Below are 26,234 nucleotides of genomic sequence, written 5' to 3' on the forward strand. Positions count from 1 at the left end.
CGGCCCGGAACACCGGCGTGTCCGCCACGGCGCGGCCGGGGCGGCGCGGGAACGCCGGCGCCGCGCCCCGGCTACCTGGGCGGGCCGGAGACGTTCAGATCACCGGCGTGGAAGGTGTTCTGGGTGGCCTCCAGCCCCGAGCCGATCAGCGACTCCACCACGTCGGCGGCCCGGTCCACCAGGAACGCCAGGTCCTTGCGCTCGGCGGTGGCGAAGTCGCGCAGCACGTAGGCGGCGGCGTCCATCCGGCCGGGCGGGCGGCCGATGCCGAACCGGACCCGCAGGTAGTCCTTGGTCGCCAGGGACTTGGTGATCGACTTCAGCCCGTTGTGGCCGTTGTCGCCGCCGCCCAGCTTGGCCCGGAGCGCGCCGTAGGGGATGTCCAGCTCGTCGTGGACGGCGATCACCCGTGCCGGGTCCACCTTGTAGAAGTCGGCCAGGGCCTTGACCGGCCCGCCCGACAGGTTCATGTAGGACAGCGGCTTGGCCAGCACCGCGGGGGCGCCCGCCAGGCGGCCCTCCAGCACCTCGGCCCGCGACCGGTGCGCCTTGAAGCGCCCCCCGGCCCGCGCGGCGAGCTCGTCGAGCACCATGAAACCCGCGTTGTGCCGGTTCCCGGCGTACTCCGGCCCGGGATTCCCCAGGCCCACCACCAACCAGCGGTCCATGGTCGGCATCCCTTCATATGCGCGTCAGGGCAGTCCGGTCGCGGACTGCCCTGACAGGTGTAGCAGAGAAAACTACTCGGCGGCCTCGGCGGACTCGCCCTCCGCGCCCTCGCCGGCCTCGGCGGCCTCACCCTCGGCCTCGGCCTCCGGCTCGGCGGTCGGGACGGCGGTGACGTGCAGGACCAGCGTCTCCGGCTCGGCGACCAGGGTGGTGCCCTGGGGGAGCTTCAGGTCGCCGGCGGTGATCTGCGTGCCGACCGCCAGGCCCTCGACGTCGACCTCGACACCCGTCGGGATGTGGGTGGCCTCGGCCTCGACCGAGATGGAGACGAGCTGCTGGTCGAGGATGCCGTCGGCCACCTCGCCCACCACGGTGACGGGGATGTCGACGGTGACCTTCTCGCCGCGCTTGACGAGGAGGAGGTCGACGTGCTCGAGGAAGCCCTTGATCGGGTCACGCTGGACGCCCTTGGGCAGCGCCAGCTCGGTGACCGCGCCCTGGAGGCGGATCAGCACGTTCGGCGTGCGCAGGGCGAGCAGGAGCTCGTGGCCCGGGAGGGACAGGTGCTGCGGGTCCGTGCCGTGTCCGTAGAGGACGACGGGCACCTTGTGCTCGCGACGGATCTTGCGGGCGGCGCCCTTGCCGAACTCGGTGCGCGACTCGGCGTTGATGACTACTTCGGACACGACGGATCTCCTAGGGATCTTCGACGGATGGAAAGGCGCGTTCTCCCTCACCCGCCCTAGCGGAAGGCGTTACGAACGCACTCAACCTGACCAGCCTACCGGCATATCGCCGGGCTCCGGCCCTGGCGCCCACGGCGCCACACGCCCGGGTGCGGTCAGCTGTCGCCTTCGAACAGGCTCGTCACCGAGCCGTCGCTGAAGACCTCGGTGATCGCGCGGGCGATCAGCGGGGCGATCGACAGCACGGTGAGCTTGTCGAACCGCTTGTCCTCGGCGAGCGGCAGGGTGTTGGTGACGATCACCTCGGAGATCTTGGAGTTCTTCAGCCGGTCCACCGCCGGGTCGGAGAACACCGCGTGCGTGGCGGCCACGAGCACGTTGGTGGCGCCCTGCTCGTACAGCGCGTCGGCCGCCTTGCAGATCGTGCCCGCGGTGTCGATCATGTCGTCGATCAGCACGCAGGTGCGGCCGCGCACCTTGCCGACGACCTCGCTCACCTTCACCTGGTTGGCGACGTCGAGGTCGCGGCGCTTGTGGATGAAGGCCAGCGGGGTGCCCAGCGTGTCGGCCCAGCGCTCCGACAGCCGCACCCGGCCGGTGTCGGGCGAGACGATCGTGGTCGTCTCCAGGTCGAGCTTGTCCTTGAGGTAGTTGACCAGCACCGGCATGGCGAACAGGTGGTCCACCGGGCCGTCGAAGAAGCCCTGGATCTGGGAGGTGTGCAGGTCGATCGACATCAGCCGGTCGGCGCCCGCGGTCTTGAACATGTCGGCCATCAGGCGGGCGGTGATGGGCTCGCGGCCTCGGCCCTTCTTGTCCTGGCGGGCGTAGCCGAAGAACGGCATGATCACGGTGATCCGTTTGGCGGAGGCGCGCTTGAGCGCGTCCACCATGATCAGCTGCTCCATGATCCACTTGTTGATGGGGCCGGTGTGGCTCTGGATGACGAACGCGTCACACCCTCGGACCGACTCCAGGTAGCGGGCGTAGATCTCGCCGTTGGCGAAGTCGCGCAGCGCCGTGGGGGTCATCTCTACCCCGAGGTGGCTGGCCACCTCCTCGGCGAGATCCGGATGCGCGCGCCCGGAGAAGAACATCAGGTTCTTCTCACCGGTCTGCTTGATGCCACTCACGACTTGCTCCCCTGCTGACTTCCGGTCTCGGCGGCCCGCAGCGCCGCCTCGGCCGACCTGGTGCCCGCGCGCCTGCGCACGACCCACCCTTCAATGTTGCGCTGCCGTCCTCGGGCCACTCCGATCGCCCCCGGGGGAACGTCGCTGTCGATGACCGAGCCCGCGGCAGTGTAGGCGCCGTCGCCGATGTTCACCGGCGCGACGAGCATGGTGTCGCACCCGACGAAGGCGTGCTCGCCCACCGTCGTGCGGCGCTTGTTGACCCCGTCGTAGTTGATGAAGACCGTCGAGGCACCGATGTTGGCCCCGGCGCCGATCGTGGCGTCGCCGACGTAACTCAGATGGGGCACCTTCGCCCCCTCGCCGACCTGGGCGTTCTTCATCTCGACGTAGGTTCCGGCCTTGGCCTTGCGGGCGAGCACGGTGCCCGGCCGCAGGTAGGCGTAGGGTCCCACCAGCGCCTCGGGGCCGATCTCGGCCTCGACGCAGACGGCGTTGCGGACCAGCGCGCCCTCGCCGACGACCGTGTCGGTCAGCGTGGAGGCGGGGCCGATCTCGGCGCCCTCGGCGACGGCCGTACGGCCGTGCAGCTGGGTGCCCGGGTGGAGCACCACGTCCCGTTCCAGGGTGACGTCGACGTCCACCCAGGTGGTGGCCGGGTCGATGACCGTGACCCCCGCGCGCATGTGGGTCTCCAGCAGCCGGGTGTTGAGCACCTTGCGGGCGAAGGCGAGCTGCACCCGGTCGTTGACGCCCTCCACCTCGACGTAGTCGGCCGCGATGTGCGCGCCCACCCGGTGACCGTCCTCCCGCAGGATGGACAGGACGTCGGTGAGGTATTCCTCACCCTGGACGTTGGAGGCCGACACCCGCTTGACCGCGTCGGCCAGCAGGGCCCCGTCGAAGGCGTAGACGCCGGAGTTCATCTCCCGGACCGCCCGCTGCTCGGGGCTGGCGTCCTTCTCCTCGACGATCTCCAGGACGGCCCCCGTGGTGTCACGGATGATCCGGCCGTAGCCGTACGGGTCGGGGACCTCGGCGGTGAGCACGGTGACGGCGTTACGGTCGCGTTCGTGCCGCTCCAGCAGCGTGGCGAGGGTCTCGGTGCGCAGCAACGGCGTGTCGCCGTAGGTCACCAGGACGGTGCCGTCGATGCTGCCGGCCTTCTCCAGCACGACCCTGACGGCGTGGCCGGTCCCCCGCTGCTCGGCCTGCACCACGGCCTGGGCGTCGGGGCTGGTCCGCGTCAGGTGCGCCTGGACGCGCTCCCTCTCATGGCCTATGACAACAATGAGCCGCTCGGGTTCGAGACCTCGAGCGGCGGTGAGCATGTGGTCGACCAGGGCGCGGCCGCACAGCTCATGCAAGATCTTGGGTGTTTTCGACTTCATCCGGGTGCCCTCACCTGCGGCAAGGACGATGACGGCGGCCGGGCGCGGCACACTCACGGACGAGGCTCCCTCGGCGTCGCGGCTGAGACATGACAGAGCGGGATGCCGGATGGCTACCACGAGGGCATCGTCCGGTCACCCACTCGACAACGTGAGGATACCTTCCCCACCGAGAACCCACCCAGCCGACCAGCCCGAACAATAAAACGGACAGCGATGATGGCTCCGGCACCAGGACTCGAACCTGGACAACAAGGACCAAAACCTTGCGGGCTGCCAATTACCCAATGCCGGATCAGCCTGGCGGCTCGGACGGGGCCCGAGTGCCCGGCCCCCCTACGATACCGAGCCCTTGATATCAAACGCGCCTCGTTTTGGGTGTCTGTCGACCACGGAGGCGATCAGACGGGGTGAGAACACCCGTGCCGCGCGGTCCCGTCCGGCATGCCCACGGCCCGGCGCGCACCTGGGCGCCGGCCGGCCAGGGCTCCGGGCCGGACGCCGTACGGGAACGCGCCGCCGTACGGGTGGACACCGGCGCCGGCGTGTGGGACGAGAGTCCTGCGGGGCAGGTGGGAGCAGGGGTCCGCGCACGGACACCGGGCGCGCCGTTTAGCAGGTCAAACCGGTGGTAGACAAGATACGAAACCACTACGGGATCTCCCGGTGAGAGTGAGCTTCCCTCCATTCGATGCTTAGGGATTCCTAACTTACGATGGCGTAGGTTACGGTGGCGTAGCCAGGCAGAACCCACCCTTACTCACCGAGCCTCCGCGAGGTAGCGCATGACCGTCATCGCAGATCGCCCTGCTCCGGGCCCCAAACCAGACGCCGACCCCGAGCCGAAGACCAGGCCCGAGATCATCACCTTCGGGGTGGTCGTGGCCGCACCGCTGATCGCTCTGATCGCCGCCGTCCCGTTCGCGTGGGGGTGGGGCATGGGCTGGAGCGACGTCGTGATCGCCGGCGTCCTCTACGTGATCACCGGACTGGGCGTGACCGTCGGCCTGCACCGCCACTTCACCCACGGGTCGTTCAAGGCCAAGCGGCCGTTGAAGATCGCGCTGGGCATCGCGGGCAGCCTTTCGCTGGAGATGTCGGTGCTCGACTGGGTGGCCACCCACCGCAAGCACCACAAGTTCTCCGACAAGGAGGGCGACCCGCACTCGCCGTGGCGCTTCGGGACCGGCTTCCGGGCCGTGTCCAAGGGGCTGCTCTGGGCGCACATGGGCTGGCTGTTCGAGACCGACCGCGCCAACCGGGAGAAGTACGCCCCGGACCTGGTCAAGGACCCCGACATCGTCAAGCTGCACAAGTTCTTCCCGGTGATGGCGATCACCTCGCTGGTGCTCCCCGCCCTCCTCGGCGGCCTGCTGACCTGGTCCTGGTGGGGCATGGTGACCGGCTTCTTCTGGGGCACGCTGGTCCGGATCGGGCTGCTGCACCACGTGACCTGGTCGATCAACTCCATCTGCCACGTCTTCGGCGAGGAGGTCTTCGAGTCGCGTGACAAGTCGCGCAACGTCTGGTGGCTGGCCATCCCCTCGTTCGGCGAGTCCTGGCACAACCTGCACCACTCCGACCCCACCTGCGCCCGGCACGGCGCGCTCAAGGGCCAGATCGACCTCAGCGCGGGTGTGATCCGCTGGTTCGAGAAGGCCGGCTGGGCCTATGACGTCCGCTGGCCGACCCCCGAGCGGCTGGCGGCGAAGCGCATTGTCGCCTGACGGTCCCGCCGAGGCCGCCCCCGCGGCCCGCACACTGCTCATGCAGCCCGACGCTCCCACGGAGGCCGCTCCGGCGGCCCGTGCGACGCCGGAGCCCCCCGGAGCTCCCACCGGGACCGCCCCGGCGGCCCGGGGCGCGGTTCCCGCTTCACAGCCGGGGAGCGCCATTATTAGAACCGTGAGTGAACCCCGACGACGCATGTCAGGCAAGGAACGCCGGGAGCAGCTGATCCAGATCAGCAGGACCCTGTTCGCGGAGAAGGGGTTCGACGGCACGTCGGTCGAGGAGATCGCCGCGACCGCGAACGTCTCGAAGCCGGTGGTCTACGAGCATTTCGGCGGCAAGGAGGGCGTCTACGCGGTCGTCGTCGACCGGGAGATGCAGAAGCTGCTGGCCCTGGTGACGGAGGCGCTGTCGGCCTCGCACGCGCTGATCAAACTGGAGCGGGCCGCCCTGGCGCTGCTGGCCTACGTGGAGGAGAACAGCGAGGGCTTCCGGATCCTGGTCCGCGACTCGCACGCCGCCTCCGGGACGGGCACGTTCGCCAGCCTGATCAACGACATCGCCAGCCAGGTCGAGGACGTGATGGCCGACGAGTTCAAGGGGCGGGGCTACGCCCCGGAGCTGGCGCCGATGTACGCGCAGATGCTGGTGGGCATGGTGGCGCTGACCGGGCAGTGGTGGCTGGACGTGCGCAAGCCCCCTCGCGAGGAGGTCGCCGCGCACCTGGTCAACCTGGCCTGGAACGGTCTCGTCGGGCTCGATCCGCGCCCCCGCCTGACCGGCTCCTCCCGCGGCCCGGAGCAGCGGCGGGCGCCGCTGCCGCCGCGGCCGACCGACAAGGAGCTGCGGGAGATGAGCAGGGCCCGCGAACGTGAGCTCAAGGAGCAGGAGAAGATCCGCGAACGCGAGCAGCGCGAGGCGGAGAAGCTGGCCCGGGATCAGGAGAAGGCGCGGCTGCGGGAGCAGCGTGACCTGGAGAAGGCCCGCGAACGCGAGCTCAAGGAGCAGGAGCGGCTGCTCAGGGAGCAGGAGAAGATCCGGGTCCGGGAGGCGAAGGCCGCCGACCGGGACGCCGCCCGGCAGGCCAGACTCGCCGAACGCACGGGCGAGGGACAAGACAAACTTGAATCAAGCGAGTAAGCAACAGCGGCCGTTGAGCCGAAATTAACGTTCCGTTCAACCAAAGCGGGCATTCTGGTCATATGTCCGCCGAACCCGCGCACCCCGTCACCGAAGGACTGCCCCTTCCACAAGAACGCTTCCTCAATCGCGAGGAGAGCTGGTTGCAGTTCAATCAGCGGGTTCTCGAACTGGCGGAGGATCCGTCCCTGCCGCTGTTGGAGAGGGTCAGGTTCCTGGCGATATTCGCCAGCAACCTGGATGAGTTCTTCCGGGTGCGGGTGGCCGGCCTCAAACGGCGGATGGCCACCGGCCTGCTGCTGCGGACCAAGAGCGGGCTGAAGCCCCGCGAGGAGCTGGCCAGGATCGCCGCCATAGCCGACGACCTCGCGCAGCGGCACTCGGCCTGTTTCCACGAGCGGCTCTGCCCGCAGCTGGCCACCGAGGGCATCGAGATCACCCGCTGGGAGGACCTCGGCCGGGACGAGCGCACCGAGATGCGCAGGCTGTTCCGGGAGCGGATCCGGCCGGTGCTGACGCCGCTGGCCGTCGACCCCGCCCATCCTTTCCCCTACATCTCCGGCCTGTCGCTCAACCTGGCCGTGACGGTACGCAATCCCGCGACCGGTCACACCGTGTTCGCCCGGGTGAAGGTGCCCAGCCAGCTCCCCCGTTTCGTGGCGGCCTCCAAGGACCGCTTCGTCCCGCTCGAAGAGGTGATCGCCGCCCATCTCGGCCAGCTCTTCAAGGGCATGGAGGTCGTCGAGCACCATGTCTTCCGGGTGACCCGCAACGAGGACCTGGACGTGGACGAGGACGTCACCGAGAACCTCATGCAGGCGCTGGAGCGGGAGCTGCTCAAACGCCGCTTCGGCCCGCCGGTCCGGCTGGAGGTCGAGGACACCATCACTCCCGAGGTGCTCGACCTGCTGGTGGACGAGCTGGGGGTGGCCGAGCACGAGATCTACCGGCTGCCCGGCCCGCTGGACCTGACCGGGCTGCACGCGATCGCCGACCTGGACCGGGGCGAGCTGGGCTTCCGTCCCTTCGTGCCCGCGGAGGTCGTCCACGTCGAGGACGACATCTTCGCGGTGCTCCGCGAGCGGGACGTGCTGCTGCACCACCCCTACGACTCCTTCTCCACGAGCGTGCAGCGCTTCATCGAGCAGGCGGCGGCCGACCCGAGCGTGCTGGCCATCAAGCAGACGCTCTACCGGACCAGCGGTGACTCGCCGATCGTGGACGCGCTGATCGACGCGGCCGAGGGCGGCAAGCAGGTCGTCGTGGTGGTGGAGATCAAGGCGCGGTTCGACGAGCACGCCAACATCAGCTGGGCGCGCAAGCTGGAGCGGGCCGGCTGTCACGTGGTCTACGGGGTGGTGGGGCTGAAGACCCACTGCAAGCTGGCCCTCGTCGTACGGCAGGAGTCCTCCGGCGAGCTGCGCAGCTACTGCCACATCGGCACCGGCAACTACAACCCCAAGACCGCCCGGGTCTACGAGGACCTGGGGCTGCTCACCGCCGACCCGCTCGTCGGCGAGGACGTCACCGACCTGTTCATCCACCTGACCGGATACTCCAACCACTCGGCCTACCGGCGGCTGCTGGTCGCCCCGCACTCGATGCGCGGCGGGCTGCTGGCCAGGATCGAGCGGGAGACCGCCCACCAGCGGGCGGGGCGCCCGACCGGCATCAGGATGAAGACGAACTCCCTGGTGGACGAGCCGATCATCGACGCGCTCTACCACGCCTCCCAGGCCGGCGTCCCGGTCGACCTGTGGGTGCGCGGGGTGTGCACGCTGCGGCCGGGCGTCCCGGGGCTGTCGGAGAACATCCGGGTCAGGAGCGTGCTGGGCCGCTTCCTCGAACATTCACGGATCTACGAGTTCGGACGCGGGCGCAGGCCGGAGATCTGGATCGGCAGCGCGGACCTGATGCGCCGCAACCTGGACCGCCGGGTGGAGGCCCTGGTCAAGGTCACCAGCCAGCAGCAGCGGATCTATCTCAGCGACCTCCTCGACCGGGCGATGTCGGAGGAGACCTCCACCTGGTGGCTCAACTCGGACGGGACCTGGTCCCGGCGCGGCGGCGAGGACCTGCAGACCCATCTGATCGGCACCCGGAGGTGGAGGACGATTGATGACTGAGCTGGACGTCCATCCGACAGACATGATCCGCGCCGCCGGGGCGGTGGTCTGGCGGGGCCCGGAGTCCGCACCCGAGGTCGCGCTCGTCCACCGGCCGAAGTACGACGACTGGACGTTCCCGAAGGGGAAGCTGAAGCCCGGCGAGCACGTCATCGCCGGGGCGCTGCGCGAGGTGGCCGAGGAGACGGGGATCACCGCCCTGCTCGGCCGGTCGCTGCCGCCCATCCACTACCTGAAGGGCAAGCGGCTCAAGCGCGTCGACTACTGGGCGGCCCGGGCCGTCTCCGGAGACCGCCACACCGCGGTGGAGGAGGTCGACGAGGTGGTCTGGCTGCCGGTGAAGGAGGCCAGGCGGCGGCTGACCTACGAGTGGGACGCCGGGCTGCTCCGCGCGCTCACCGCGGTGCCGCTGGAGACCACGCCGCTCGTCCTGGTCCGGCACGGCCTGGCCGGGTCACGCCAGGACTGGGAGGGCGACGACGACGAGCGGCCGCTCGACGAGGCCGGCAGGATGCAGGCCGAGGTCCTCGCGGACGTGCTGTCCGGCTACCACCCCACCGAGCTGATCAGCTCCCCCAGCAGGCGGTGCGTGCAGACCCTGGAGCCGTACGCCGGACGGAGCGGCCTGGAGATCCGCCACGAGCGCCTGCTGTCGGAGACCCACTACGACCCCCGCGCCGCCCTGCGCCTGGTCTCCAAGGCCCTGGCCGCCGACCGGCCCACGGCGCTGTGCAGCCACGGCAAGGTGCTGCCCGAGCTGATCGCCGGGGTCAGCGACCGGCCGGGAGACGTGCAGTTGCGCAAGGGCGCGTTCATGGTGCTGCACCACACCGCCGGCAGGATCGTCGGCATGGACCGCTACCTCACCTAGCCGTACCGGCCGGGGCACCGGCTCGGCGGGCGGCAGCGCCGGGCGGGGGGCGGGTCGGCGGGCGGGTCCGCGGGCGGCGGGCGGGTCGGCGGGCGGGTCCGGTCGCCCCGGCGTCGCCCCGCCGGGGTCACAGGAGCTTGCCGACGGCCTGCGTGGTCTCGGCCCAGATACGGGGGAACTCCTCGGAGGCGCGTTCGGCCTCGGCCCGTTCCAGGCCGGTCAGCACGCCGTAGGTGAAGGTGTCCTCCCCGGCCAGCCTGGCGGTCTCGGCCTCGGCCGCCAGCCGGCCCTGTGCGACGACGCCGTCCAGGTGCGCGCCCAGCACCTCCTGTACGGACTCCGCCTGCTTGGCGAGCTTCTGCATCCCGAGCGCCTCGGCGGTGTAGCGGGCCCGCTTGGCCGCCTTGCGCACGTCGTGCATGGCGTGCTCGCGCTCGGCGGGGGCCTCGACGGCCTGGGCCCTGTCGTAGGCCCGGGTGACCCGGCGCCAGCCCTTGGCGGCCACGGCGTCCAGGGTTCCGGCGGACCTGCGGGCGGCCTTGCCGAGCACGGGGGTGCCCACCACGTCGTCGAGGGCGTCGAGCAGGGCGAAGTAGCGTTCCCCGCCGAGCGTCTCCCTGATCCGGTCGTAGGCCTCGTGCTCGGCGTCCAGCAGGTCGGAGCTGAGCCGCGCCCGCACCGGGCCCACGACCATGGCGCCGTCCAGGCCGTCGAGCCTGCCGGCGAACCGCGCCCGGATGACCTCCAGGTCACGCGCCTCGCCGAGGATCCGGCCGAGCCACTTGAGCTCCTCCTGGAGGTGCTCGCTCCCTTCGACGATCATCCTGAACGACTTCAGGGCGCTGCGGAGCCTGCGGCTGGCCACGCGCATCTGGTGCACAGCGTCCTCCTCGGCCCGCCGTACCCGGGGGTCCTGGGCGAGCAGGGCGCCGGCCTGGGCGGAGAGGTAGCCCATGACGACCTCACCGGCCGACCCCGGCCTGGTCTCGGCACGCGGCGGCTCGGGGACGGGCGCGGCGGCGTTGAGCAGGCGGGAGAGCTTGCTGGCGGAGCCGGCGGGGACGGCCCCGGCTCTGGCCAGCCGCTTGCCGGCCTTGCGGAGCAGCTTCTCGTCGCCCTCGACCAGCTCCGCCTCGACCTCGCGCCAGCGCTCGGTGTGGGGCTCGGCGCCGAACACCGTGCCCTTTACCCGGTCGTCGGCGATCTCCACCAGCCGCACGCCCGCGCCGTTGACCAGCGTGGTCACCCCGCGGCGGGTGACGAGCTCGGCGACCGGGGCGAGGGGGGCGCCCCGGGTGTAGGCGAGCACGAGATCCGCCAGCTCCGGGGGGACGGCCTTGATGCTCCGGGTCAGGGGATGGGTGATCTCCTGCTTGACGCCCTTGGCCTGGGGCAGTTTGAGGTGCCAGCCGGGGTCGGTCCCGCCCCTGCGCCGCCGCAGGGTGATGCCCCGGGTGGCGAGCCTCAGGTCGGGGGTGTCGAAGTAGAGCGCGACGAGCTGATGGGACTTGGGTCCGACGGCTTCCGCGATTCCCGGTATGTCGGCCAGCTCGGGGATCTCATAGTCCACCGGTACGTCGAATTTGTCCTCGATCTCGATTGCCACCGGTCATCCCCTGATTTGCCCAGATATCTACCGCGTTCTAGCAGTATTTATTGATGCCCGGTTATCCGTCTAGAAACTCTGGGCAATCGATCATTTCTGGGCCACCACGAAGATGCGCCGGAAGGGGAAGACCGTCCCGTACGGCCGGCGCGGGTACGCCTCCTCCAGCACGGCGGCGCAGTCGCCGAGGAAGGCGTCCGCCTCGCCGGGATCCAGCCGGTCGAGCATGGGGCGCAGCGCGGTGCCGGCGATCCATCTGAGCACGGCGTTCTCACCGGGGAGCACGTGCAGGTAGGTGGTCTCCCAGGCGTCCACCCGGCACCCCTGCGCGGCGAGCAGGTCGAGATAGCCGGCCGGGCCGTCGACCGGCGACTCCCTGGCCAGGTCACCGAGCCGGTCGCGCCATCGCGTCCGGCACAGCTCGCGGACCAGGGCGTGGCTGGGGGCGTCGAAGTTGCCCGGCACCTGGAAGGCGAGCCAGCCCTCCGGGGCGAGCGCGCCGACCCAGCGCGGCAGCAGCTCCCGGTGCTCGGGCACCCACTGCAGGACCGCGTTGGAGACGATCACGTCCACCGGCCGCTCGGGACGCCATCGCGTGACGTCGCCGACGGAGAAGGTCAGCCGGCCGCCGGCCGGGGCCTCGCCGATCATCGCCGGAGAGGAGTCGAAGCCGTGGACGTCGGCCTCCGGCCAGCGTCTGGCCAGCTCGGCGGTGAGCTCGCCGCTGCCGCAGCCGGCGTCCACCACGTAGCCCGGACGCTCGGCCGATATCCTTGCGACAAGGTCGAAGAAGGGCCGCGCGCGCTCGTCGGCGTAGCGACCGTAGATCACAGGGTCCCACATATCTCTTGACATCAAGATAATTGATATCGAGCGAGATATCTCGATGTCAAGAGAGATAGAATCGTGGCATGACCCTGCACCATGCGGACCACGACGCCGACGAGGTCGACCGGCTGGTCGCCGCCTGGCGCCAGGAACGGCCCGACCTGGACGTGGAGCCGCTCCAGGTGCTCAGCCGGGTCTCCCGGCTCGCCCGCCACCTGGACCGCGCCCGCCGGGCCTCCTTCGCCGAGCACGACCTGGAGAACTGGGAGTTCGACGTGCTCACGGCCCTGCGCAGGGCCGGCGAGCCGTACGAACTGAGCCCCGGGGCCCTGCTCCGCGCGACCCTGGTCACCTCCGGGACGATGACCAACCGGATCGACCGCCTCGCCGCCGCCGGACTGGTCCGCAGGCGCCCCGACCCCGAAGACCGGCGCGGGGTCCTGGTCTCCCTGACCGACGCCGGGCGGAGCCGGGTGGACAGCGCCTTCGCCGACCTGCTCCGCCGCGAGCGCGAGCTGCTGGCCAGCCTCGGAAAACATGAACAGCAGGCCCTTGCGGGCCTGCTGCGCACGCTACTCGTCCCTTTTGACGCGACCGACACCGGAGCGCACTGAGCACTCTTCCCCCGTGAACCGGGATAAACCGATCGGAGCGAACGGGCCTCATTCACCGAGGCGGTCGGCCACCTCCAGCCATTCGCCCTCGACCGTGTCCTTCTCCGCGAGGATGTCCTTGAGCTCGGCGTCGAGGGAGGCCAGGCGGCCGTAGTCGGCGGCGGCGTCGGCCATGGAGGCATGCAGCTTGGCCTCGCGGTCGCTCAGCCTGTCGAGCTGGCGCTCCAGGCGGGAGAGGTCCTTGCGGAGCTCGCGCTCCTCCTTGGCGGACAGGCCGGACGCGGGCGCCGGCGCGGCCGTCGCCGGAGCCGCCACGCCGGAGGCCGCCCGGGCCGACAGCGCGGCGCCCGAGGCGCGGCGCGCCAGGTATTCGTCGACGCCGCCGGGGAGCATCGACAGCTTGCCGTCGCCGAGCAGGGCGACGATCCGGTCGGAGACCCGCTCCAGGAAGTAACGGTCGTGGCTGACCAGGATCAGCGTGCCGGGCCAGCCGTCGAGCAGGTCCTCCAGCTCGTTGAGCGTCTCGATGTCGAGGTCGTTGGTCGGCTCGTCGAGCAGCAGCACGTTGGGGTCGTCCATCAGCAGGCGCAGCAGCTGGAGCCGGCGCCGCTCGCCGCCGGACAGGTCGCCGACGACCTTCCACTGGGCGTCGCCCTTGAAACCGAGGCGCTCCAGGAGCTGGGAGGCGGTCCACTCCTTCTTACCGACCTGAATGAACTTGCGGACCTCCTCGACGGTCTCCAGCACCCGGCGCGTGGGGTCGAGCTCGCCCAGCTCCTGCGACAGGTGCGCCAGGCGGACCGTACGGCCCCGCACGACCCTGCCGGAGTCGGGCTGGACCGTGTCGGCCAGCAGCCGCAGCACCGAGGACTTGCCGGAGCCGTTCACCCCGATCAGGCCGACCCGGTCGCCCGGGCCGAACTGCCAGGTGGAGCGGTCGAGGACCAGCGGGCCCTGCCCGGGGCCGCCGGCGTGCAGGGTGACGTCTTCGAGGTCGTAGACCGTACGGCCCAGCCGGGCGGCGGCGAACTTGACCAGCTCGACGCTCTCCCGGGCCGGGGGCTCGTCGGCGATCAGCGCCTGGGCCGCCTCGATGCGGAACTTGGGCTTGGAGGTGCGCGCGGGCGGGCCCCGGCGGAGCCAGGCGATCTCCTTGCGCATCAGGTTCTGGCGGCGGGCCTCGGAGGCGGCGGCGATCCGGGCGCGCTCGGCCTTGGCGAGCACGTAGGCGGCGTATCCGCCCTCGTAGCGCTCGACCGAGCCGTCGACGACCTCCCAGGTCCTGGTGGAGACCGCGTCCAGGAACCACCGATCGTGGGTGACGACCAGCAACGCGGTCTTCCGGCCCGACAGGTGCCTGGCCAGCCAGTCGATGGCCTCGATGTCGAGGTGGTTGGTGGGCTCGTCCAGGATGATCAGATCGTGCTCGTCGATGAGCAGCTTGGCCAGGGCCGTGCGGCGCCGCTCACCGCCCGACAGGCTGCCGGCGAGCGCGGTGAGGTCGATGTCGCCGAGCAGGCTGGCCAGGATCTCGCGGATGCCCGCGTCACCGGCCCATTCGTGCTCGGGCCTGCCGCCCAGGACGATGTCCTGCACCGACAGCGCCGGGTCGAGGTCGTCGCCCTGGGACAGGGTCCCGACGTGCAGGCCCCGGCTGTGGGTGACCCGCCCGCCGTTGGGCTTGAGATCGCCGGCGATCACCGAGATGAGCGTGGTCTTGCCGCCGCCGTTGCGGCCGACCACCCCGACGCGGTCGCCCGCCTCGATGCCGAGGGAGACGTCGCTGAGCAGCGGCTTGGGACCGTAGGAGTGGGAGACCGACTCAAGATTGACCAGATTCATCGCCCTACAAGGGTATCGGCTCCCGGCCTATACCACCGTCGGACCGGGGACGGGACCGTAGGCGGTGATGACGTCGCGGGCCACGCCCGCGGCCCTCAGGGACAGGGCCAGCTGCTCGGCGTGGGCCTCGGAATCGGCCAGGAAGGCGCAGGTGGGGCCGGAACCTGAGACGAGGTCGCCGAGGGCGCCGTGCTCGCGGCCGGCCTCCAGGGTGCGGGCCAGCGAGCGGCGGAGCATCACGGCGGCGGGCTGCAGGTCGTTGGCCAGCTCGGCGCCGAGGGCCTTGGCGTCGCCCCGGCGGAGCGCGGCCAGCAGCGGGTCGGCGGCCTGGGGCCAGGCGACCTTCTCACCGGTCGCCTCGCGCAGGCGGTCGCACTCGGCGTAGACCCTGGCCGTGGACAGGCCGCCGTCGGCCAGGGCGAACACCCAGTGGAAGGTGCCCCCGACCTCCAGCGGGGTGAGCCGCTCTCCCCTGCCGGTGCCGACGGCCGTCCCGCCGAGCAGCGCGAACGGGACGTCGCTGCCGAGGTCGGCGGCGATCTCCAGCAGGTCCTCGACCGGCAGGCCCAGGCCCCACAGCTCGTTGCAGGCGACCAGCGCGGCGGCGGCGTCGGCGCTGCCGCCGGCCATGCCGCCCGCCACCGGGATCGCCTTACGGATGACCAGGTTCACCCCGTAGGAGCGGCCCGCGTGCCTGGCCAGCGCGAGGGCGGCCTGGATGGCGAGGTTGTCGTCGTCTTCGGGCACCTGGTCGGCGGACTCGCCCTCGACCCGGACGCTCATCCCGGTCTCCGCCGTGGCCGTCACCTCGTCGAAGATCGAGACCGCGTGGAAGACGTTCACCAGGTCGTGGTAGCCGTCGTCGCGCAGCGGCCCGACCGCCAGCTGCAGGTTGACCTTGGCGGGCACACGGACGGTCACGGAGTTCATGCGTCCCTCATCGGCGCTCGCTTGCTCGTCACGGTCCCGATCGTAACGGGGTGTCCAGCCATCCCGCGCAGACCCCTCGACGGACCCCCACCACGGGCGTCCGCCACGGATCCCCTCCACGGTCGTCCGCCACGGGCCCCTCCACCGATCCCCTCCACGGGCGTCCGTCACGGGCCCCTCCACCGATCCCCTCCAGGGGTCCCCTCAGCCGGCCGCCTCCGCGCGGTGCTCGGCGATCCGCGCGAAATCCTCGACGGTGAGCTGCTCGCCCCGCTGCGCGGGGTCGATCCCGGCGGCCCGCAGCGCCCGCTCCGCGGCGGCGGCCGTACCGGCCCAGGAGGCCAGCGCGGCGCGCAGGGTCTTGCGGCGCTGGGCGAAGGCGGCGTCCACGACGGCGAAGACCTCCTCGCGGGTGGCCCTGGTCGCCGGGGGCTCGCGGCGCGCCATCGCGACGAGGCCGGAGTCGACGTTGGGGACCGGCCAGAAGACCGTGCGGCCGACGGGTCCGGCCCGGCGGACGTCGGCGTACCAGGCCGCCTTGACCGAGGGGATGCCGTAGATCTTGGAGCCGGGCACGGCGGCCAGCCGGTCGGCGACCTCGGACTGGACCATGACCAGGATGTTGCGCAGGGACGGCAGGGTCTCCAGCAGGTGCAGCACCACCGGGACGGAGACGTTGTAGGGCAGGTTGGCCACCAGCGCGGTCGGCCCGTCCTCCGGCAGGTCGCCGGGCTGGACCCGCAGGGCGTCGGCCAGCACGACGGTGAGGCGCCCGGCGGACTCCGGGGCGCGCTCGGCGACGGTCAGCGGGAGCTGGGCGGCCAGGACCGGGTCGATCTCCACCGCCACCACGTGACGGACCTCGGGGAGCAGCGCGAGGGTGAGCGAACCCAGGCCGGGGCCGACCTCGATGACCACGTCGTCGGGCCGCAGCCCGGCGACCCGGACGATCCGGCGGACCGTGCCGCCGTCGATCACGAAGTTCTGGCCGAGCTTCTTCGTCGGCCGGATATCCAGCTTCTCCGCCAAATTACGTATTTCCACCGGACCGAGAAGGCTCATGCTGGTGCCCCGCCCGGAGAGACGACGCCTGCGTCCGCAGGGCCGCTGTTGCTGTTCGTTCGTCCGCTGCGTTCGCTCACGGCTGCACTCCCCACGTCATCCGACAAGTTTCGCGCATCGAACAGACTGCGATGACGCGTGATGGACACGAGAGGTTCCGTTATGGATAACGTTGCCACACGGGGGATCGTCGGCGAGGAAGGGGATCCGCCCCGTGGTGAGGACGTGAGCCGGGCCGGCGCCGAGGGGCTGCGCCCCGGCGATCCCGAGCAGGTCAGGGACTACCGGCTGCTCGGCCGCCTCGGCGAGGGAGGCATGGGCACCGTCTACCTCGCGCTGGCCCCCACCGGCCGGCCGGTGGCGCTCAAGATGGTCAAGGCCGAGTTCGCGGTCGAGGACGGGTTCGCCGCGCGGTTCCACGCGGAGGTGCGCAACGCCCGGCGGGTGGCCTCCTTCTGCACCGCCCAGGTGCTCGACAACGGCAACGCCGAGGACGGCCGTCCGTACATGGTCACCGAATACATCGCCGGCACGCCGCTGTCCCGCCAGATCGCGCTGCACGGCGCGCTCGAACCCGGTCCCCTGCACGGCGTGGCCCTCGGGGTCGCCGCCGCGCTGGCCGCCATCCACGTCGCCGGGCTGGTCCACCGCGACCTCAAACCCGCCAACGTGATCCTGTCGATGTCCGGGCCCCGCGTGATCGACTTCGGCATCGCCCGGGCGCTGGACTCCACCCAGGGCTTCACCCAGTCGGGCGAGGTCCTCGGCAGCCCCGGCTGGTGGGCCCCCGAGCAGGTGCGCGGCCTGGAGATCACCCCGGCCGCCGACGTCTTCGCCTGGGGGTGCCTGGTCGCCTACGCGGGCAACGGCCGCCACCCCTACGGCCGGGGCGACCTGATCACCATGGCCACCCGGCTGCTGAACAGCCCGCCCGACCTGGGCGCGCTGCCCGCGCCGCTCGACGACCTGGTCCGCCGGGCCACCGCGATGGACCCCTACCAGCGGCCCACCGCCCAGGATCTGCTGATCGCCCTGGTCGGTGGCGGGATCGCGGCACCGGCCACGGCGGCCCCCGCCCCGGCGGACCCGCCCACCCTCGCCACCGACATGCTGAACCGGTCGTGGGAGCCTCCCGCCAACGTGGCGCCCGACTCCACCCGGCCCCTGGCCCTCCCGGACACGGACGCCCCCTCGGCCTCCCCGTCCCGGGCCGCGGCCGCCGTACCCGCCCCGTCCGGGGCGCGGCCCGCCCCGCCGGGTACGGCTCCCGCGCCGCCCGGTGCGGCTCCCGCCGGGAGACCCTCGCGACGGCGCTGGCTGCTCGCCGTACCGGTCGTGGCGGCGGCCCTGGCGGTCACGGCCCTCGTGCTGGTCAACGCCGGCGGCAGGACCGTGCAGGGGCCGCGGGGGGAGACCGTCGCCCCGACCGGCGCCACCGACGTGGGCAGGCGGATCGCCACCGGCTCCCTCTTCGAGGACCCGCAACTGATCATCCCGCGGGCCCCGCAGTGCGGCCTGACCGGCTACCGGGGCGCCGTCCCGGCCCGCGGCCGGTTCTGCGTGCTCCGGTGGACCCTGCTCAACGCCACCGGCAGGGCGGCGCCGCTCAGCCGCGCCCCCCTCACCCTGCTGGACGACCGCGGGGCGGTCCACAGCCCCGAGCCGGTCTCGACCGGCCTGCCGGCCGCTCTGGCCCCCGGCGGCAGGGTGGACGGCGTGCTCGTCTACGACCTGCCCCCGGTCCGCAGGCCGCTGAAGCTGACCGGCCGGGTGATCGAGGGCGGGACGGAGATCGAGGTGAGGCTGTCGTGAGAACCCTGGCGTCCCTGCTGCTCGCGGCCGCGCTCCCGCTGCTGCCCACCGCCTCCGCGGTCTCCCTCCCCGCGGTCTCCGCCGCCGACTGCTCCGGGGCGGGCGTGAGCGACTTCGACGGCGACGGCACCGACGACACGGTGGCCGGCGACCCGTTCGCCGCCCCCGGCGGGATCTACGGCGCCGGCAGCGCGCACGTGCTGTTCGGGCGGGGCACGGGCGGCAGGGCCGTGAGCGCCCCCGCACCCGCCGCGGGCGACGGCTTCGGATGGTCGGTGAAGCTGACCCACCTCGACGCCGACCGGTGCGCGGACCTGCTGATCGGCGCGCCGTACGCCGACGTTTCGGGACGGCCGGATGCGGGCGCGGTCTACGCCGTGTACGGCGGGGCGGAGCGGGCGGCGGTCCGCCTGGTCGCCCCCGAGCCGGAGGCCGGCGCCCACTTCGGCTGGTCCCTGGCCTCCGGCGGAGACCTGGTGGCGGTCGGCGCGCCGTACGAGGACGTCGGCGGGGTGACCGACGCCGGGGCGGCGTACCTGTTCGAGGCCGGCGCGCTCGGCAGGGGCAGGCGGATCTCCCAGGACACCGGGGGCGTCTCCGGCAACGGCGAGACCGGCGACATGTTCGGCTGGTCCGTGGCGGTCGGCAGGCTCGGCGGCGCCCCCGGCGAGCCTGACCTCGCGGTCGGCGCGCCGTACGAGAACGACGACGGGCCGGGGCGGCAGGACGGCGCGGGCACGCCCGACTCGGGGGCGATCTCCGTGATCTACGACGTGCGCGGCGCCCGGGAGACGTACGCCGGCCGGGGATGGAGCCTCCACGAGCTCACCGACGCCGGCGCGGGCGACCGGTTCGGCTACGCGATGGCCTACGCCGAGGAGGGCGACGTGGCCTACCTGGCGGTGAGCGCGCCGCTCGGCGACGGCGGCCGGGTGAAGGACTCCGGGCTGGTCCGGCTCTTCCAGGCGTCCAGCACCGCGGAGATCACCGCCGCGGGCGCCTTCGACCAGGGGGCGGAGGGCGCCGCGGGCGAGGGATACGGCTTCTCGCTGGCCTTCACCGGGGAGGCCGGCGCCCGGCTGGCCGTCGGCGTCCCGTTCGACGGGCCGGACCAGCGGGGCGGCGTATGGCTGACGCCGGTGCGGGAGCCGGGGCGGGCCCGGCTGGTCGGGCGGGGCGGGCCCGGTGACCGCTCCGGCTGGTCGGTGGGGTTCAGCGGGAACCGCCTGGTGGTCGGCGCGCCGGACCGGGGTGCCGCGGGGGCGGTGACGCTGCTGGGCCGCAACGACGCCACCGGGATCCCGCTCTCGCCGGGGACCGGCAAGGTGCCCGGCGTCGCCGGCGGCGGCTCTGCCGACTTCGGCGCGGCGGTGGGCTGACCGCCCGCCGCCCGCCGGGACGGGCGGGTGCGGTCACCAGCGTCCGAAGACGGTCTCCCCGTTGGCGTTGACGGCCGCGGCCAGCTCGTCCGTGCCCATCCCCTTGACCTCGGCCAGGCAGCGGAGCGTGAGGGGGATGAGATAGGGCGCGTTGGGCTTGCCCCGGTGCGGCGTCGGCGGGAGGTAGGGCGCGTCCGTCTCGACGAGCATCAGCTCCTTGGGCGCGACCGCCGCGGCCTCGCGGAGGTAGGCGGCGTTCTTGTAGGTGACCGGCCCGGAGAAGGACATGAAGTAACCGGCCTCGACGCACTGCCCGGCCATCTCGGCGTCGCCGGAGAAGCTGTGGAAGACCACGACGTCCGGGGCGCCCTGCTCGGCCAGCACGCGCAGCACGTCGGCGTGGGCCTCGCGGTCGTGGATGACCAGGGCCTTGCCGGTCCGCTTGGCGATCTCGATGTGGGCCCGGAAGCTGGCGTGCTGGTCGTCCTTGGAGGCCCAGTCGCGGTAGTAGTCGAGCCCGGTCTCCCCCACCGCCCTGACGTGCGGGAGGCGGGCGAGCTCCTCGATCTCGGCGAGGGTCTCCGGCGTCGAGGCGTGCGCCTCGTTGGGGTGGATCGCCACCCCGGCGTAGACGCCGTCGTGGAGCCCCGCGGTCTCGGCGTTCCAGCGGGAGGACGGCAGGTCGTAACCGATCGTGACGAGCCGGGTCACGCCGACCGCGCGGGCCTCCCGCAGGATCCCCTCGACGCTCGCCCGGGCCGCCTGAGCGGCCTGGGCGACGGGGTCTCCGGAGGACGCCTGGCGGTTGCCCACCATGATGTCCAGGTGGCAGTGGCTGTCGAACACCTCGGTGGCCAGGGGCTCGGGGGCGGCGGGAAGCTTCGTCGTGCTCACACCGTCCAACCTATCGAGGTGCCGCCCAGGCCCGCGCCGGGCGCGGGGCCGGGCGGCCCGTCTCACCCGCTCAGGCGGGCGAGCTCCTCCTCGACGATCTTGGGGTCGAGCTTGGGGAACAGCGGGGTCGGCGGGGCGAGCGGGAGGCCGGCCCGGATCGGGGTGGACTCCCAGCGCGCGGCGCCCTCGTAGGAGCCGGTGATGATCGGGTAGGTGCGGCCACCCTCCTCGTCGACCTCCTCGATCTCCGGCATGCCCGACCACAGGCCGGTGCCGCCGAGCATCTCGTAGACCTTGTTGGAGGAGTTGGGGAGGAAGGGGGTGAGCATGGTCTTCGCGTCGTCGACGATCTGCAGGGCCACGTGGAGGATGGACTTGACCCGCTCGGGGTTGTCCTTGATCTTCCACGGCTCCTGCTCGGCCAGATATTTGTTGGCCTCGCGGATGACGTCGAACGCCTCGGTGATCCCGTTCTTGAACCGGGAGCGCTCAAGCTCGGCGCCGACCTTCGGGAAGGCCGACCGGCTCCGCTCCAGCATCGCGCGGTCGGCGTCGGTGAGGTCGCCCGCCTCGGGGATGACGCCGAAGTTCTTGGCGGCCATCGAGATCGAGCGGTTGACCAGGTTGCCCCAGGCCGCCACCAGCTCGCCGTTGTTGCGGTTGAGGAACTCCGACCAGGTGAAGTCGGTGTCCTGGTTCTCCGGGCCGGCCACCGCGATGTAGTAGCGCAGCGCGTCGGCGTCGTAGCGGGCCAGGAAGTCGCGCACGTAGATGACGACCTGGCGGGAGGAGGAGAACTTGCGTCCCTCCATGGTCAGGAACTCGCTGGAGACGACCTCCGACGGCAGGTTCAGCGCGCCGAGCGAGCCGGGGGCGCCGTCGCGGGCCCCCTGGCCGTTGTAGCCGAGCAGGATCGCCGGCCAGATCTCGGCGTGGAAGACGATGTTGTCCTTGCCCATGAAGTAGTAACCACGGGCCTCGGGGTTCTGCCACCACTGCCGCCAGGCGTCCGGGTCGCCGGAGCGGCGGGCCCACTCGATGGAGGCGCTGAGATAGCCGATGACGGCGTCGAACCAGACGTAGAGCCGCTTGTTGGCCTGCTCGCTCCAGCCCTCCAGCGGGATCGGCACGCCCCAGTCGAGGTCGCGGCTGATCGCCCGGGGCTGCAGGTCGCCCAGGAGGTTGAGGGCGAACTTCAGCACGTTGGGCCGCCAGTCGCCCTGCTTGGACTGCAGCCAGGAGCCGAGCACCTCGGCGAAGGCGGGCAGGTCGAGCATGAAGTGCTCGGTCTCGACGAAGATCGGCGTCTCACCGTTGATCTTGCTGACCGGGTTGATGAGCTGGATCGGGTCGAGCTGGTTGCCGCAGTTGTCGCACTGGTCGCCGCGGGCGCCGTCGTAGTGGCAGATCGGGCAGGTGCCCTCGATGTAGCGGTCGGGGAGGGTGCGGCCGGTGGAGGGCGAGATCGCCCCCATCGTGGTCTTGGGGAAGATGTAGCCGTTGGCGTGGAGGCCCTTGAAGATCTCCTGGACCACGGCGTAGTGGTTGCCGGTCGTGGTCCGGGTGAACAGGTCGTAGGACAGACCCAGCGCCCGGAGGTCCTCGACGATCACCCTGTTGTAGCGGTCGGCGAGCTCCCGGGCGCTGACGCCCTCCTTGTCGGCCTGCACCTGGATGGGGGTGCCGTGCTCGTCGGTCCCGCTGACCATCAGGACCTTGTTGCCCACCATCCGCTGGTAGCGGCTGAAGATGTCGGACGGCACGCCGAATCCGGAGACGTGCCCGATGTGGCGGGGGCCGTTGGCGTAGGGCCACGCGACCGCGGTCAGGATGTGCTGGGACATGATGCCAAGCCTAAGGGACGCGGACTCAGGCCTTGGTGCTCTCCCGGGATACGGCCTCGGCCGCCTCCTCGGCGCCCTCCCGGGTCACGGCCTCGGCGGCCTCCTCGGCCGCGGAGGCCGCCACGTCGACGAGCGTCTCCTTGGTCCGGCGGATGCCGAGGATGCTGACGAACAGCGCCGCGAAGATGGTCTGGAAGCTCATGATCAGCGCGGTGGCCGAGGGCACGACCAGGCGCAGCGACTCGGAGGGGATCAGCGTGCCGAAGCTGCGCGTCTGCCAGTGGACCAGCGAGGCGACCAGGCCGCCCAGACCGGCCAGGGCCAGCAGGCCGCCGACGACCAGGCCCTTCTCCAGGGTCACGATGTCGACGAGCTTGCGCACCCGCCTGTCTTCGGGCAGGAAGCCCTCCTCGGCCGCGTAGACCTTGGTGAACACCGCGAACAGCACCGCCTGGAAGCCGATCACCACCGCGGCGGAGGCGCCGACCAGGGTGTCGACGTCGAAGGCGAGCTTGCCGATGTAGACCGGGCCGAAGGTCAGGGCGGCGCCCGCGACCAGGCCGATGGTCATCAGGACCATGCCCGGGATGAGGAACAGCCAGCGCGGGCTGTAGAGCATGAGGAAGCGCAGGTGGCGCCAGCCGTCGCGCCAGGAGCGCAGGTGCGGCGGGCGGGAGCGGCCGTCGGGCGACAGCGTGGTGGGCACCTCGCGCACGTCCAGCCCGGACAGCGTCGAGCGCACCACCATCTCGCTGGCGAACTCCATGCCGCCGGTCTGCAGGCCGAGCTTGATGATGGAGTCGCGCCGGAAGCCGCGCAGGCCGCAGTGGAAGTCGCCGATCGCGCTGGGGAAGAACAGGCGGCCGATGAAGGACAGCACCGGGTTGCCGAGGTAGCGGTGGAGCGGGGGCATGGCGCCCGGCGCGATGCCGCCCTTGAACCGGTTGCCCATCACCAGGTCGGCCCCGTCGCGCAGCTGCTCGACGAACGGCAGCAGCGCGGTGAAGTCGTAGGAGTCGTCGGCGTCGCCCATGATGACGTATCTGCCCCGGGCCGCCCGGATGCCGCCCATGAGGGCGTTCCCGTAACCCTTGGCGTCAACGTGCACCACCCGGGCCCCGGCGTCCCGCGCGAGCTGCTGCGAGCCGTCGGTGCTGCCGTTGTCGGCGATCAGCACTTCTCCGTCGATCCCGTGTTCCCGCATGCAGGCCAGTGCCTTGCGTACGCAGGTCTCCACGGTCTCCGCCTCATTCAAACAAGGCATCACCACGGTCAGTTCCACGTCTCAACCCTTCATTTACGGCACAGGCCAATCTCATCATGATGCCCTCTAACCTCTACTGCGCGGGTCAACTCCGTGAAACGACTGGCATCCTGTAATGCATGGTGACCGTCGCAGAACGAGCACGTCTGGAGGTGCCTCCAGCTGACTGGAGCGCGCGCCTGCGGGCTTTCCTACGCCGCCATCGCCTCTTCGTGGCCGCGCTCGCGCTGGCGTTCGTGCTGCGTGTGGTCACCATGCTCGGGTACGGCCCGGCCCTGTGGTTCAACGACTCCTTCGAATACGTGTCGGGGGCGGTCAACCCCGAACGCCCCAGTGCCCTGCGCCCGAACGGTTACTCCTTCTGGCTGCTGCTGTTGCGCCCCTTCCACAGTTTCGGCCTGGTCGCCTTCACCCAGCACCTGATGGGCCTGTCCATCGCGGTGCTGGTCTACGCGCTGCTGCGCAGGAGGTTCGGGCTGCCCGGCTGGGGGGCGACGCTGGCCACCGTGCCGGTGCTGTTCGACGCCTACCAGATCCAGCTCGAACACCTGATCATGTCCGACACGATGTTCATGCTGCTGGTCATGGGCGTCATCACGCTGGTGCTCTGGCACCGGAAGGTGTCCTGGCGGCTCGGCGCGGTCATCGGCCTGCTGCTCGCCCTCACCGCGCTGACCCGGTCGATCGGACTGCCGATCCTCGCCCTGGTCTGCGCCTACATGCTGATCAAGCGCACCGGGTGGAAGCCGATCACTGCCATGGTGACCGCGTGCGCGGTCCCGGTGCTCGGCTACATGGGCTGGTTCGCCTCCGCGCACGGCAACTACGCCATGACCAACAGCGACGGCGCGATCCTCTACATGCGCACCGCGCTGTTCGCCGACTGCACGAAGATGGGGGTCGACCCCCGCAAGGAGCTGGAGCTGGCGCTGCTGTGCATCACCGCCCCGCCGAGCGAGCGCAGCTTCTCCGGCCAGAACTACCTGTGGTGGGCCAGGGGCGGCCAGCGCTTCCACGCCTTCGGGACGGGCAGCACGTTCACCCCGCAGATGAACCAGACCGCCGGGACCTTCGCCAAGCGGGCCATCCTGTCCCAGCCGGGCGACTACCTCGCCAAGGTGGCCGTCGACTTCTTCCGCGCCTTCCACTGGGGCCGGCCGCGCTTCCCCGACTACGCGACCTTCCAGCAGTACGAGTTCTCCTTCGAGGACAAGGTGCTGCCCGCCTGGTCGTCCTACAAGGGCACCACCGACGGCGACGCGCGCAGATACGATCCGGGCCTGCCGACGGCGGAGATCCGCGGCCGGCAGAGCGTGATCGGCACCCAGCTCCACGACCCCTGGGCCTCCTTCATGCAGGCCTACCAGCGGACGGTCAGGCTGCCCGGCATCGTCGTCGGCCTCCTGCTGCTGATCGGCCTGGCCGGGGTGGCGGTGCGCTGGCGCACCCTGGGCGGACCGGTGCTGCTGCCGTGGCTGGCCGCCTTCGGCCTCATCCTGGCCCCGGCCGCGACCGCCGAGTTCGACTACCGCTACCTGCTGCCGGCGGTGCCGCTGGCCTGCCTCGCCGCCGCGATCTCCCTGCGCCGGGGGTTCGCTAGACCCACCGCGACAGCAGTATCCGCGCCCACCACTGCGAGTGCGGAATGATCTCGGCGACGAGCACCGGGTGGAGCCAGGCGAAGTTGACCAGCGCGAGGATCATGAAGGCCCCGGCGAACGCGGCCCCGACCGCCCTGCGGTTGGGCGCGGCCTCCGCCTTCCCGATGACCAGTCCGGCGGCCAGGGTCAGTGCGAGGATCATGAACGGGACCATGGGGATCGCGTAGAACAGATACATGGTCCGGTTGTCGGCGATGGCCCAGTAGAACCAGGGCAGCCAGCCACCGGTGTAGGCCAGCAGGACCGCTCCGGCGCGCCAGTCGCGGGTGGCGACGTACCAGGCGATCATCGCGATGAGCGCGGCCAGCCCGCCGTACCAGATGACCGGGGTGCCGACCCCGAGCACCTCCTGGGCGCAGGTCTCGGCTCCGCAGCCGCCCGGCGTCTCCCAGAAGAAGGCCACCGGGCGCAGCAGCAGCGGCCAGCTCCAGGGCTCGGACTGGTAGCTGTGCGGGGTGGCCAGGCCGGTGTGGAAGCCGAGGACCTGGAAGTGGTAGTTGAGCCACGACCGGATCGAGTCGAAGACGAAGTACGCCGGCCCCTGGGAGGTCGTCTGGGCCCAGTTGCGCCCCCAGCCCAGCGGGGAGGCGAACCAGCCGGTCCACGAGGCCATGTAGGTGAATGCCGGGACCAGCAGCACGGCCAGGAGCGCGGTGGGCAGGTCCTTGCCGAACATCCCGCCGTACGGCCTGCGCAGTCCGACGGCGCGGCGGGCGCCGGCGTCCCAGATCAGGGACATCACGGCGAAGGC

22 protein-coding genes and 1 tRNA gene are annotated in these 26,234 nt (G+C 71.4%); 8 read left to right on the top strand and 15 right to left on the bottom strand.

Annotated features, from left to right (window positions below; all coding sequences use genetic code 11):
- Nucleotides 1-71 precede the first annotated feature (71 nt).
- From pth to ACZ6R6_RS28525, 6 genes are all read right to left on the bottom strand, one after another.
- Nucleotides 72-677 (bottom strand): aminoacyl-tRNA hydrolase, encoded by a 606-nt coding sequence (pth, locus tag ACZ6R6_RS28500; protein ID WP_306863679.1) that lies wholly within the window; start codon nucleotides 675-677, stop codon nucleotides 72-74.
- A 63-nt stretch (nucleotides 678-740) separates the two neighbouring features.
- Nucleotides 741-1,355, bottom strand: a complete 615-nt coding sequence (locus tag ACZ6R6_RS28505; RefSeq protein WP_470098353.1) for a 50S ribosomal protein L25/general stress protein Ctc — start codon at nucleotides 1,353-1,355, stop codon at nucleotides 741-743.
- Between the two features lie 155 nt (nucleotides 1,356-1,510).
- The gene (locus ACZ6R6_RS28510; protein ID WP_306863673.1) at nucleotides 1,511-2,488 is read right to left on the bottom strand and encodes a ribose-phosphate diphosphokinase; all 978 of its coding nucleotides are present in this window, start codon (nucleotides 2,486-2,488) and stop codon (nucleotides 1,511-1,513) included.
- Entirely contained in the window at nucleotides 2,485-3,936 is a 1,452-nt protein-coding gene (glmU, locus tag ACZ6R6_RS28515; protein WP_470098356.1) for a bifunctional UDP-N-acetylglucosamine diphosphorylase/glucosamine-1-phosphate N-acetyltransferase GlmU, read from the bottom strand. The genes ACZ6R6_RS28510 and glmU overlap by 4 nt, the downstream gene beginning before the upstream one ends.
- The gene (locus ACZ6R6_RS28520) at nucleotides 3,890-4,111 is read right to left on the bottom strand and encodes a hypothetical protein (RefSeq protein WP_470098358.1); all 222 of its coding nucleotides are present in this window, start codon (nucleotides 4,109-4,111) and stop codon (nucleotides 3,890-3,892) included. The genes glmU and ACZ6R6_RS28520 overlap by 47 nt, the downstream gene beginning before the upstream one ends.
- Nucleotides 4,100-4,174 (bottom strand) — tRNA-Gln (locus ACZ6R6_RS28525). The genes ACZ6R6_RS28520 and ACZ6R6_RS28525 overlap by 12 nt, the downstream gene beginning before the upstream one ends.
- A gap of 490 nt (nucleotides 4,175-4,664) precedes the next feature.
- Here ACZ6R6_RS28525 and ACZ6R6_RS28530 point away from each other — a divergent pair.
- The 4 genes from ACZ6R6_RS28530 (at nucleotide 4,665) to ACZ6R6_RS28545 (ending at nucleotide 9,747) form a co-directional block, all read left to right on the top strand.
- The gene (locus ACZ6R6_RS28530) at nucleotides 4,665-5,606 is read left to right on the top strand and encodes an acyl-CoA desaturase (RefSeq protein ID WP_470098360.1); all 942 of its coding nucleotides are present in this window, start codon (nucleotides 4,665-4,667) and stop codon (nucleotides 5,604-5,606) included.
- Nucleotides 5,607-5,784: 178 nt separating this feature from the next.
- Nucleotides 5,785-6,750 (top strand): TetR/AcrR family transcriptional regulator, encoded by a 966-nt coding sequence (locus ACZ6R6_RS28535; protein ID WP_470098362.1) that lies wholly within the window; start codon nucleotides 5,785-5,787, stop codon nucleotides 6,748-6,750.
- Between the two features lie 62 nt (nucleotides 6,751-6,812).
- Nucleotides 6,813-8,876 carry an RNA degradosome polyphosphate kinase gene (locus ACZ6R6_RS28540; RefSeq protein ID WP_470098364.1) on the top strand — a complete coding sequence of 688 codons (2,064 nt, stop codon included), beginning with the start codon at nucleotides 6,813-6,815 and terminating at the stop codon, nucleotides 8,874-8,876.
- Nucleotides 8,869-9,747, top strand: coding sequence for an NUDIX hydrolase (locus ACZ6R6_RS28545; protein ID WP_470098366.1), 879 nt, complete (start codon nucleotides 8,869-8,871; stop codon nucleotides 9,745-9,747). Before ACZ6R6_RS28540 ends, ACZ6R6_RS28545 begins: the two co-directional genes overlap by 8 nt.
- 127 nt (nucleotides 9,748-9,874) lie before the next feature.
- Here ACZ6R6_RS28545 and ACZ6R6_RS28550 read toward each other — a convergent pair whose 3' ends face one another.
- Nucleotides 9,875-11,353, bottom strand: coding sequence for a CYTH and CHAD domain-containing protein (locus ACZ6R6_RS28550; protein WP_470098368.1), 1,479 nt, complete (start codon nucleotides 11,351-11,353; stop codon nucleotides 9,875-9,877).
- A gap of 90 nt (nucleotides 11,354-11,443) precedes the next feature.
- A complete protein-coding gene (locus ACZ6R6_RS28555) occupies nucleotides 11,444-12,208 on the bottom strand; it encodes a trans-aconitate 2-methyltransferase (RefSeq protein ID WP_470098370.1) in 765 nt (254 codons plus the stop codon).
- 56 nt (nucleotides 12,209-12,264) lie between these two features.
- Between ACZ6R6_RS28555 and ACZ6R6_RS28560 the strand changes: the two genes are divergently transcribed.
- A complete protein-coding gene (locus tag ACZ6R6_RS28560) occupies nucleotides 12,265-12,795 on the top strand; it encodes a MarR family winged helix-turn-helix transcriptional regulator (protein ID WP_470098372.1) in 531 nt (176 codons plus the stop codon).
- 48 nt (nucleotides 12,796-12,843) lie between these two features.
- Here ACZ6R6_RS28560 and ACZ6R6_RS28565 read toward each other — a convergent pair whose 3' ends face one another.
- From ACZ6R6_RS28565 to rsmA, 3 genes are all read right to left on the bottom strand, one after another.
- The gene (locus ACZ6R6_RS28565; protein WP_470098374.1) at nucleotides 12,844-14,637 is read right to left on the bottom strand and encodes an ABC-F family ATP-binding cassette domain-containing protein; all 1,794 of its coding nucleotides are present in this window, start codon (nucleotides 14,635-14,637) and stop codon (nucleotides 12,844-12,846) included.
- A 27-nt stretch (nucleotides 14,638-14,664) separates the two neighbouring features.
- Entirely contained in the window at nucleotides 14,665-15,567 is a 903-nt protein-coding gene (locus ACZ6R6_RS28570) for a 4-(cytidine 5'-diphospho)-2-C-methyl-D-erythritol kinase (protein ID WP_470098376.1), read from the bottom strand.
- Nucleotides 15,568-15,771: 204 nt separating this feature from the next.
- Nucleotides 15,772-16,629, bottom strand: a complete 858-nt coding sequence (rsmA, locus tag ACZ6R6_RS28575; RefSeq protein WP_470098378.1) for a 16S rRNA (adenine(1518)-N(6)/adenine(1519)-N(6))-dimethyltransferase RsmA — start codon at nucleotides 16,627-16,629, stop codon at nucleotides 15,772-15,774.
- Nucleotides 16,630-16,791: 162 nt separating this feature from the next.
- Between rsmA and ACZ6R6_RS28580 the strand changes: the two genes are divergently transcribed.
- Both ACZ6R6_RS28580 and ACZ6R6_RS28585 read left to right on the top strand, forming a co-directional pair.
- The gene (locus tag ACZ6R6_RS28580; protein WP_470098380.1) at nucleotides 16,792-18,441 is read left to right on the top strand and encodes a serine/threonine-protein kinase; all 1,650 of its coding nucleotides are present in this window, start codon (nucleotides 16,792-16,794) and stop codon (nucleotides 18,439-18,441) included.
- Nucleotides 18,438-19,820 carry an FG-GAP repeat protein gene (locus tag ACZ6R6_RS28585; protein ID WP_470098382.1) on the top strand — a complete coding sequence of 461 codons (1,383 nt, stop codon included), beginning with the start codon at nucleotides 18,438-18,440 and terminating at the stop codon, nucleotides 19,818-19,820. Before ACZ6R6_RS28580 ends, ACZ6R6_RS28585 begins: the two co-directional genes overlap by 4 nt.
- A 33-nt stretch (nucleotides 19,821-19,853) precedes the next feature.
- Here ACZ6R6_RS28585 and ACZ6R6_RS28590 read toward each other — a convergent pair whose 3' ends face one another.
- The 3 genes from ACZ6R6_RS28590 to ACZ6R6_RS28600 all read right to left on the bottom strand — a co-directional run bounded on the left by ACZ6R6_RS28590 (nucleotide 19,854) and on the right by ACZ6R6_RS28600 (nucleotide 23,840).
- Nucleotides 19,854-20,714 (bottom strand): TatD family hydrolase, encoded by an 861-nt coding sequence (locus ACZ6R6_RS28590; RefSeq protein WP_470098384.1) that lies wholly within the window; start codon nucleotides 20,712-20,714, stop codon nucleotides 19,854-19,856.
- Nucleotides 20,715-20,776: 62 nt separating this feature from the next.
- Nucleotides 20,777-22,558 carry a methionine--tRNA ligase gene (gene metG / locus ACZ6R6_RS28595; RefSeq protein WP_470098386.1) on the bottom strand — a complete coding sequence of 594 codons (1,782 nt, stop codon included), beginning with the start codon at nucleotides 22,556-22,558 and terminating at the stop codon, nucleotides 20,777-20,779.
- Between the two features lie 25 nt (nucleotides 22,559-22,583).
- On the bottom strand, nucleotides 22,584-23,840 hold the full coding sequence (locus ACZ6R6_RS28600) for a glycosyltransferase family 2 protein (RefSeq protein ID WP_470098388.1): 1,257 nt from the start codon (nucleotides 23,838-23,840) through the stop codon (nucleotides 22,584-22,586).
- Between the two features lie 101 nt (nucleotides 23,841-23,941).
- Between ACZ6R6_RS28600 and ACZ6R6_RS28605 the strand changes: the two genes are divergently transcribed.
- On the top strand, nucleotides 23,942-25,471 hold the full coding sequence (locus tag ACZ6R6_RS28605; RefSeq protein ID WP_470098390.1) for a hypothetical protein: 1,530 nt from the start codon (nucleotides 23,942-23,944) through the stop codon (nucleotides 25,469-25,471).
- On the opposite strand, the gene ACZ6R6_RS28610 is transcribed toward ACZ6R6_RS28605, so the two are convergent.
- A partial coding sequence (locus tag ACZ6R6_RS28610; RefSeq protein ID WP_470098392.1) for a dolichyl-phosphate-mannose--protein mannosyltransferase occupies nucleotides 25,419-26,234 on the bottom strand: 816 nt, incomplete at its 5' end. The genes ACZ6R6_RS28605 and ACZ6R6_RS28610 overlap by 53 nt on opposite strands.

The organism is Streptosporangium sp. NPDC048886, from assembly GCF_055586905.1.

Excerpts from the sequence above, each read along its gene's own strand:
- ACZ6R6_RS28540 (WP_470098364.1), top strand. The coding sequence starts at position 6,813 with ATGTCCGCCGAACCCGCGCACCCCGTCACCGAAGGACTGCCCCTTCCA.
- ACZ6R6_RS28565 (WP_470098374.1), bottom strand. The coding sequence starts at position 14,637 with ATGAATCTGGTCAATCTTGAGTCGGTCTCCCACTCCTACGGTCCCAAG.
- ACZ6R6_RS28555 (WP_470098370.1), bottom strand. The coding sequence starts at position 12,208 with ATGTCAAGAGATATGTGGGACCCTGTGATCTACGGTCGCTACGCCGAC.
- ACZ6R6_RS28570 (WP_470098376.1), bottom strand. The coding sequence starts at position 15,567 with ATGAACTCCGTGACCGTCCGTGTGCCCGCCAAGGTCAACCTGCAGCTG.
- ACZ6R6_RS28580 (WP_470098380.1), top strand. The coding sequence starts at position 16,792 with ATGGATAACGTTGCCACACGGGGGATCGTCGGCGAGGAAGGGGATCCG.
- metG (WP_470098386.1), bottom strand. The coding sequence starts at position 22,558 with ATGTCCCAGCACATCCTGACCGCGGTCGCGTGGCCCTACGCCAACGGC.
- ACZ6R6_RS28605 (WP_470098390.1), top strand. The coding sequence starts at position 23,942 with ATGGTGACCGTCGCAGAACGAGCACGTCTGGAGGTGCCTCCAGCTGAC.
- ACZ6R6_RS28560 (WP_470098372.1), top strand. The coding sequence starts at position 12,265 with ATGACCCTGCACCATGCGGACCACGACGCCGACGAGGTCGACCGGCTG.
- rsmA (WP_470098378.1), bottom strand. The coding sequence starts at position 16,629 with ATGAGCCTTCTCGGTCCGGTGGAAATACGTAATTTGGCGGAGAAGCTG.
- pth (WP_306863679.1), bottom strand. The coding sequence starts at position 677 with ATGCCGACCATGGACCGCTGGTTGGTGGTGGGCCTGGGGAATCCCGGG.
- ACZ6R6_RS28530 (WP_470098360.1), top strand. The coding sequence starts at position 4,665 with ATGACCGTCATCGCAGATCGCCCTGCTCCGGGCCCCAAACCAGACGCC.
- ACZ6R6_RS28545 (WP_470098366.1), top strand. The coding sequence starts at position 8,869 with ATGACTGAGCTGGACGTCCATCCGACAGACATGATCCGCGCCGCCGGG.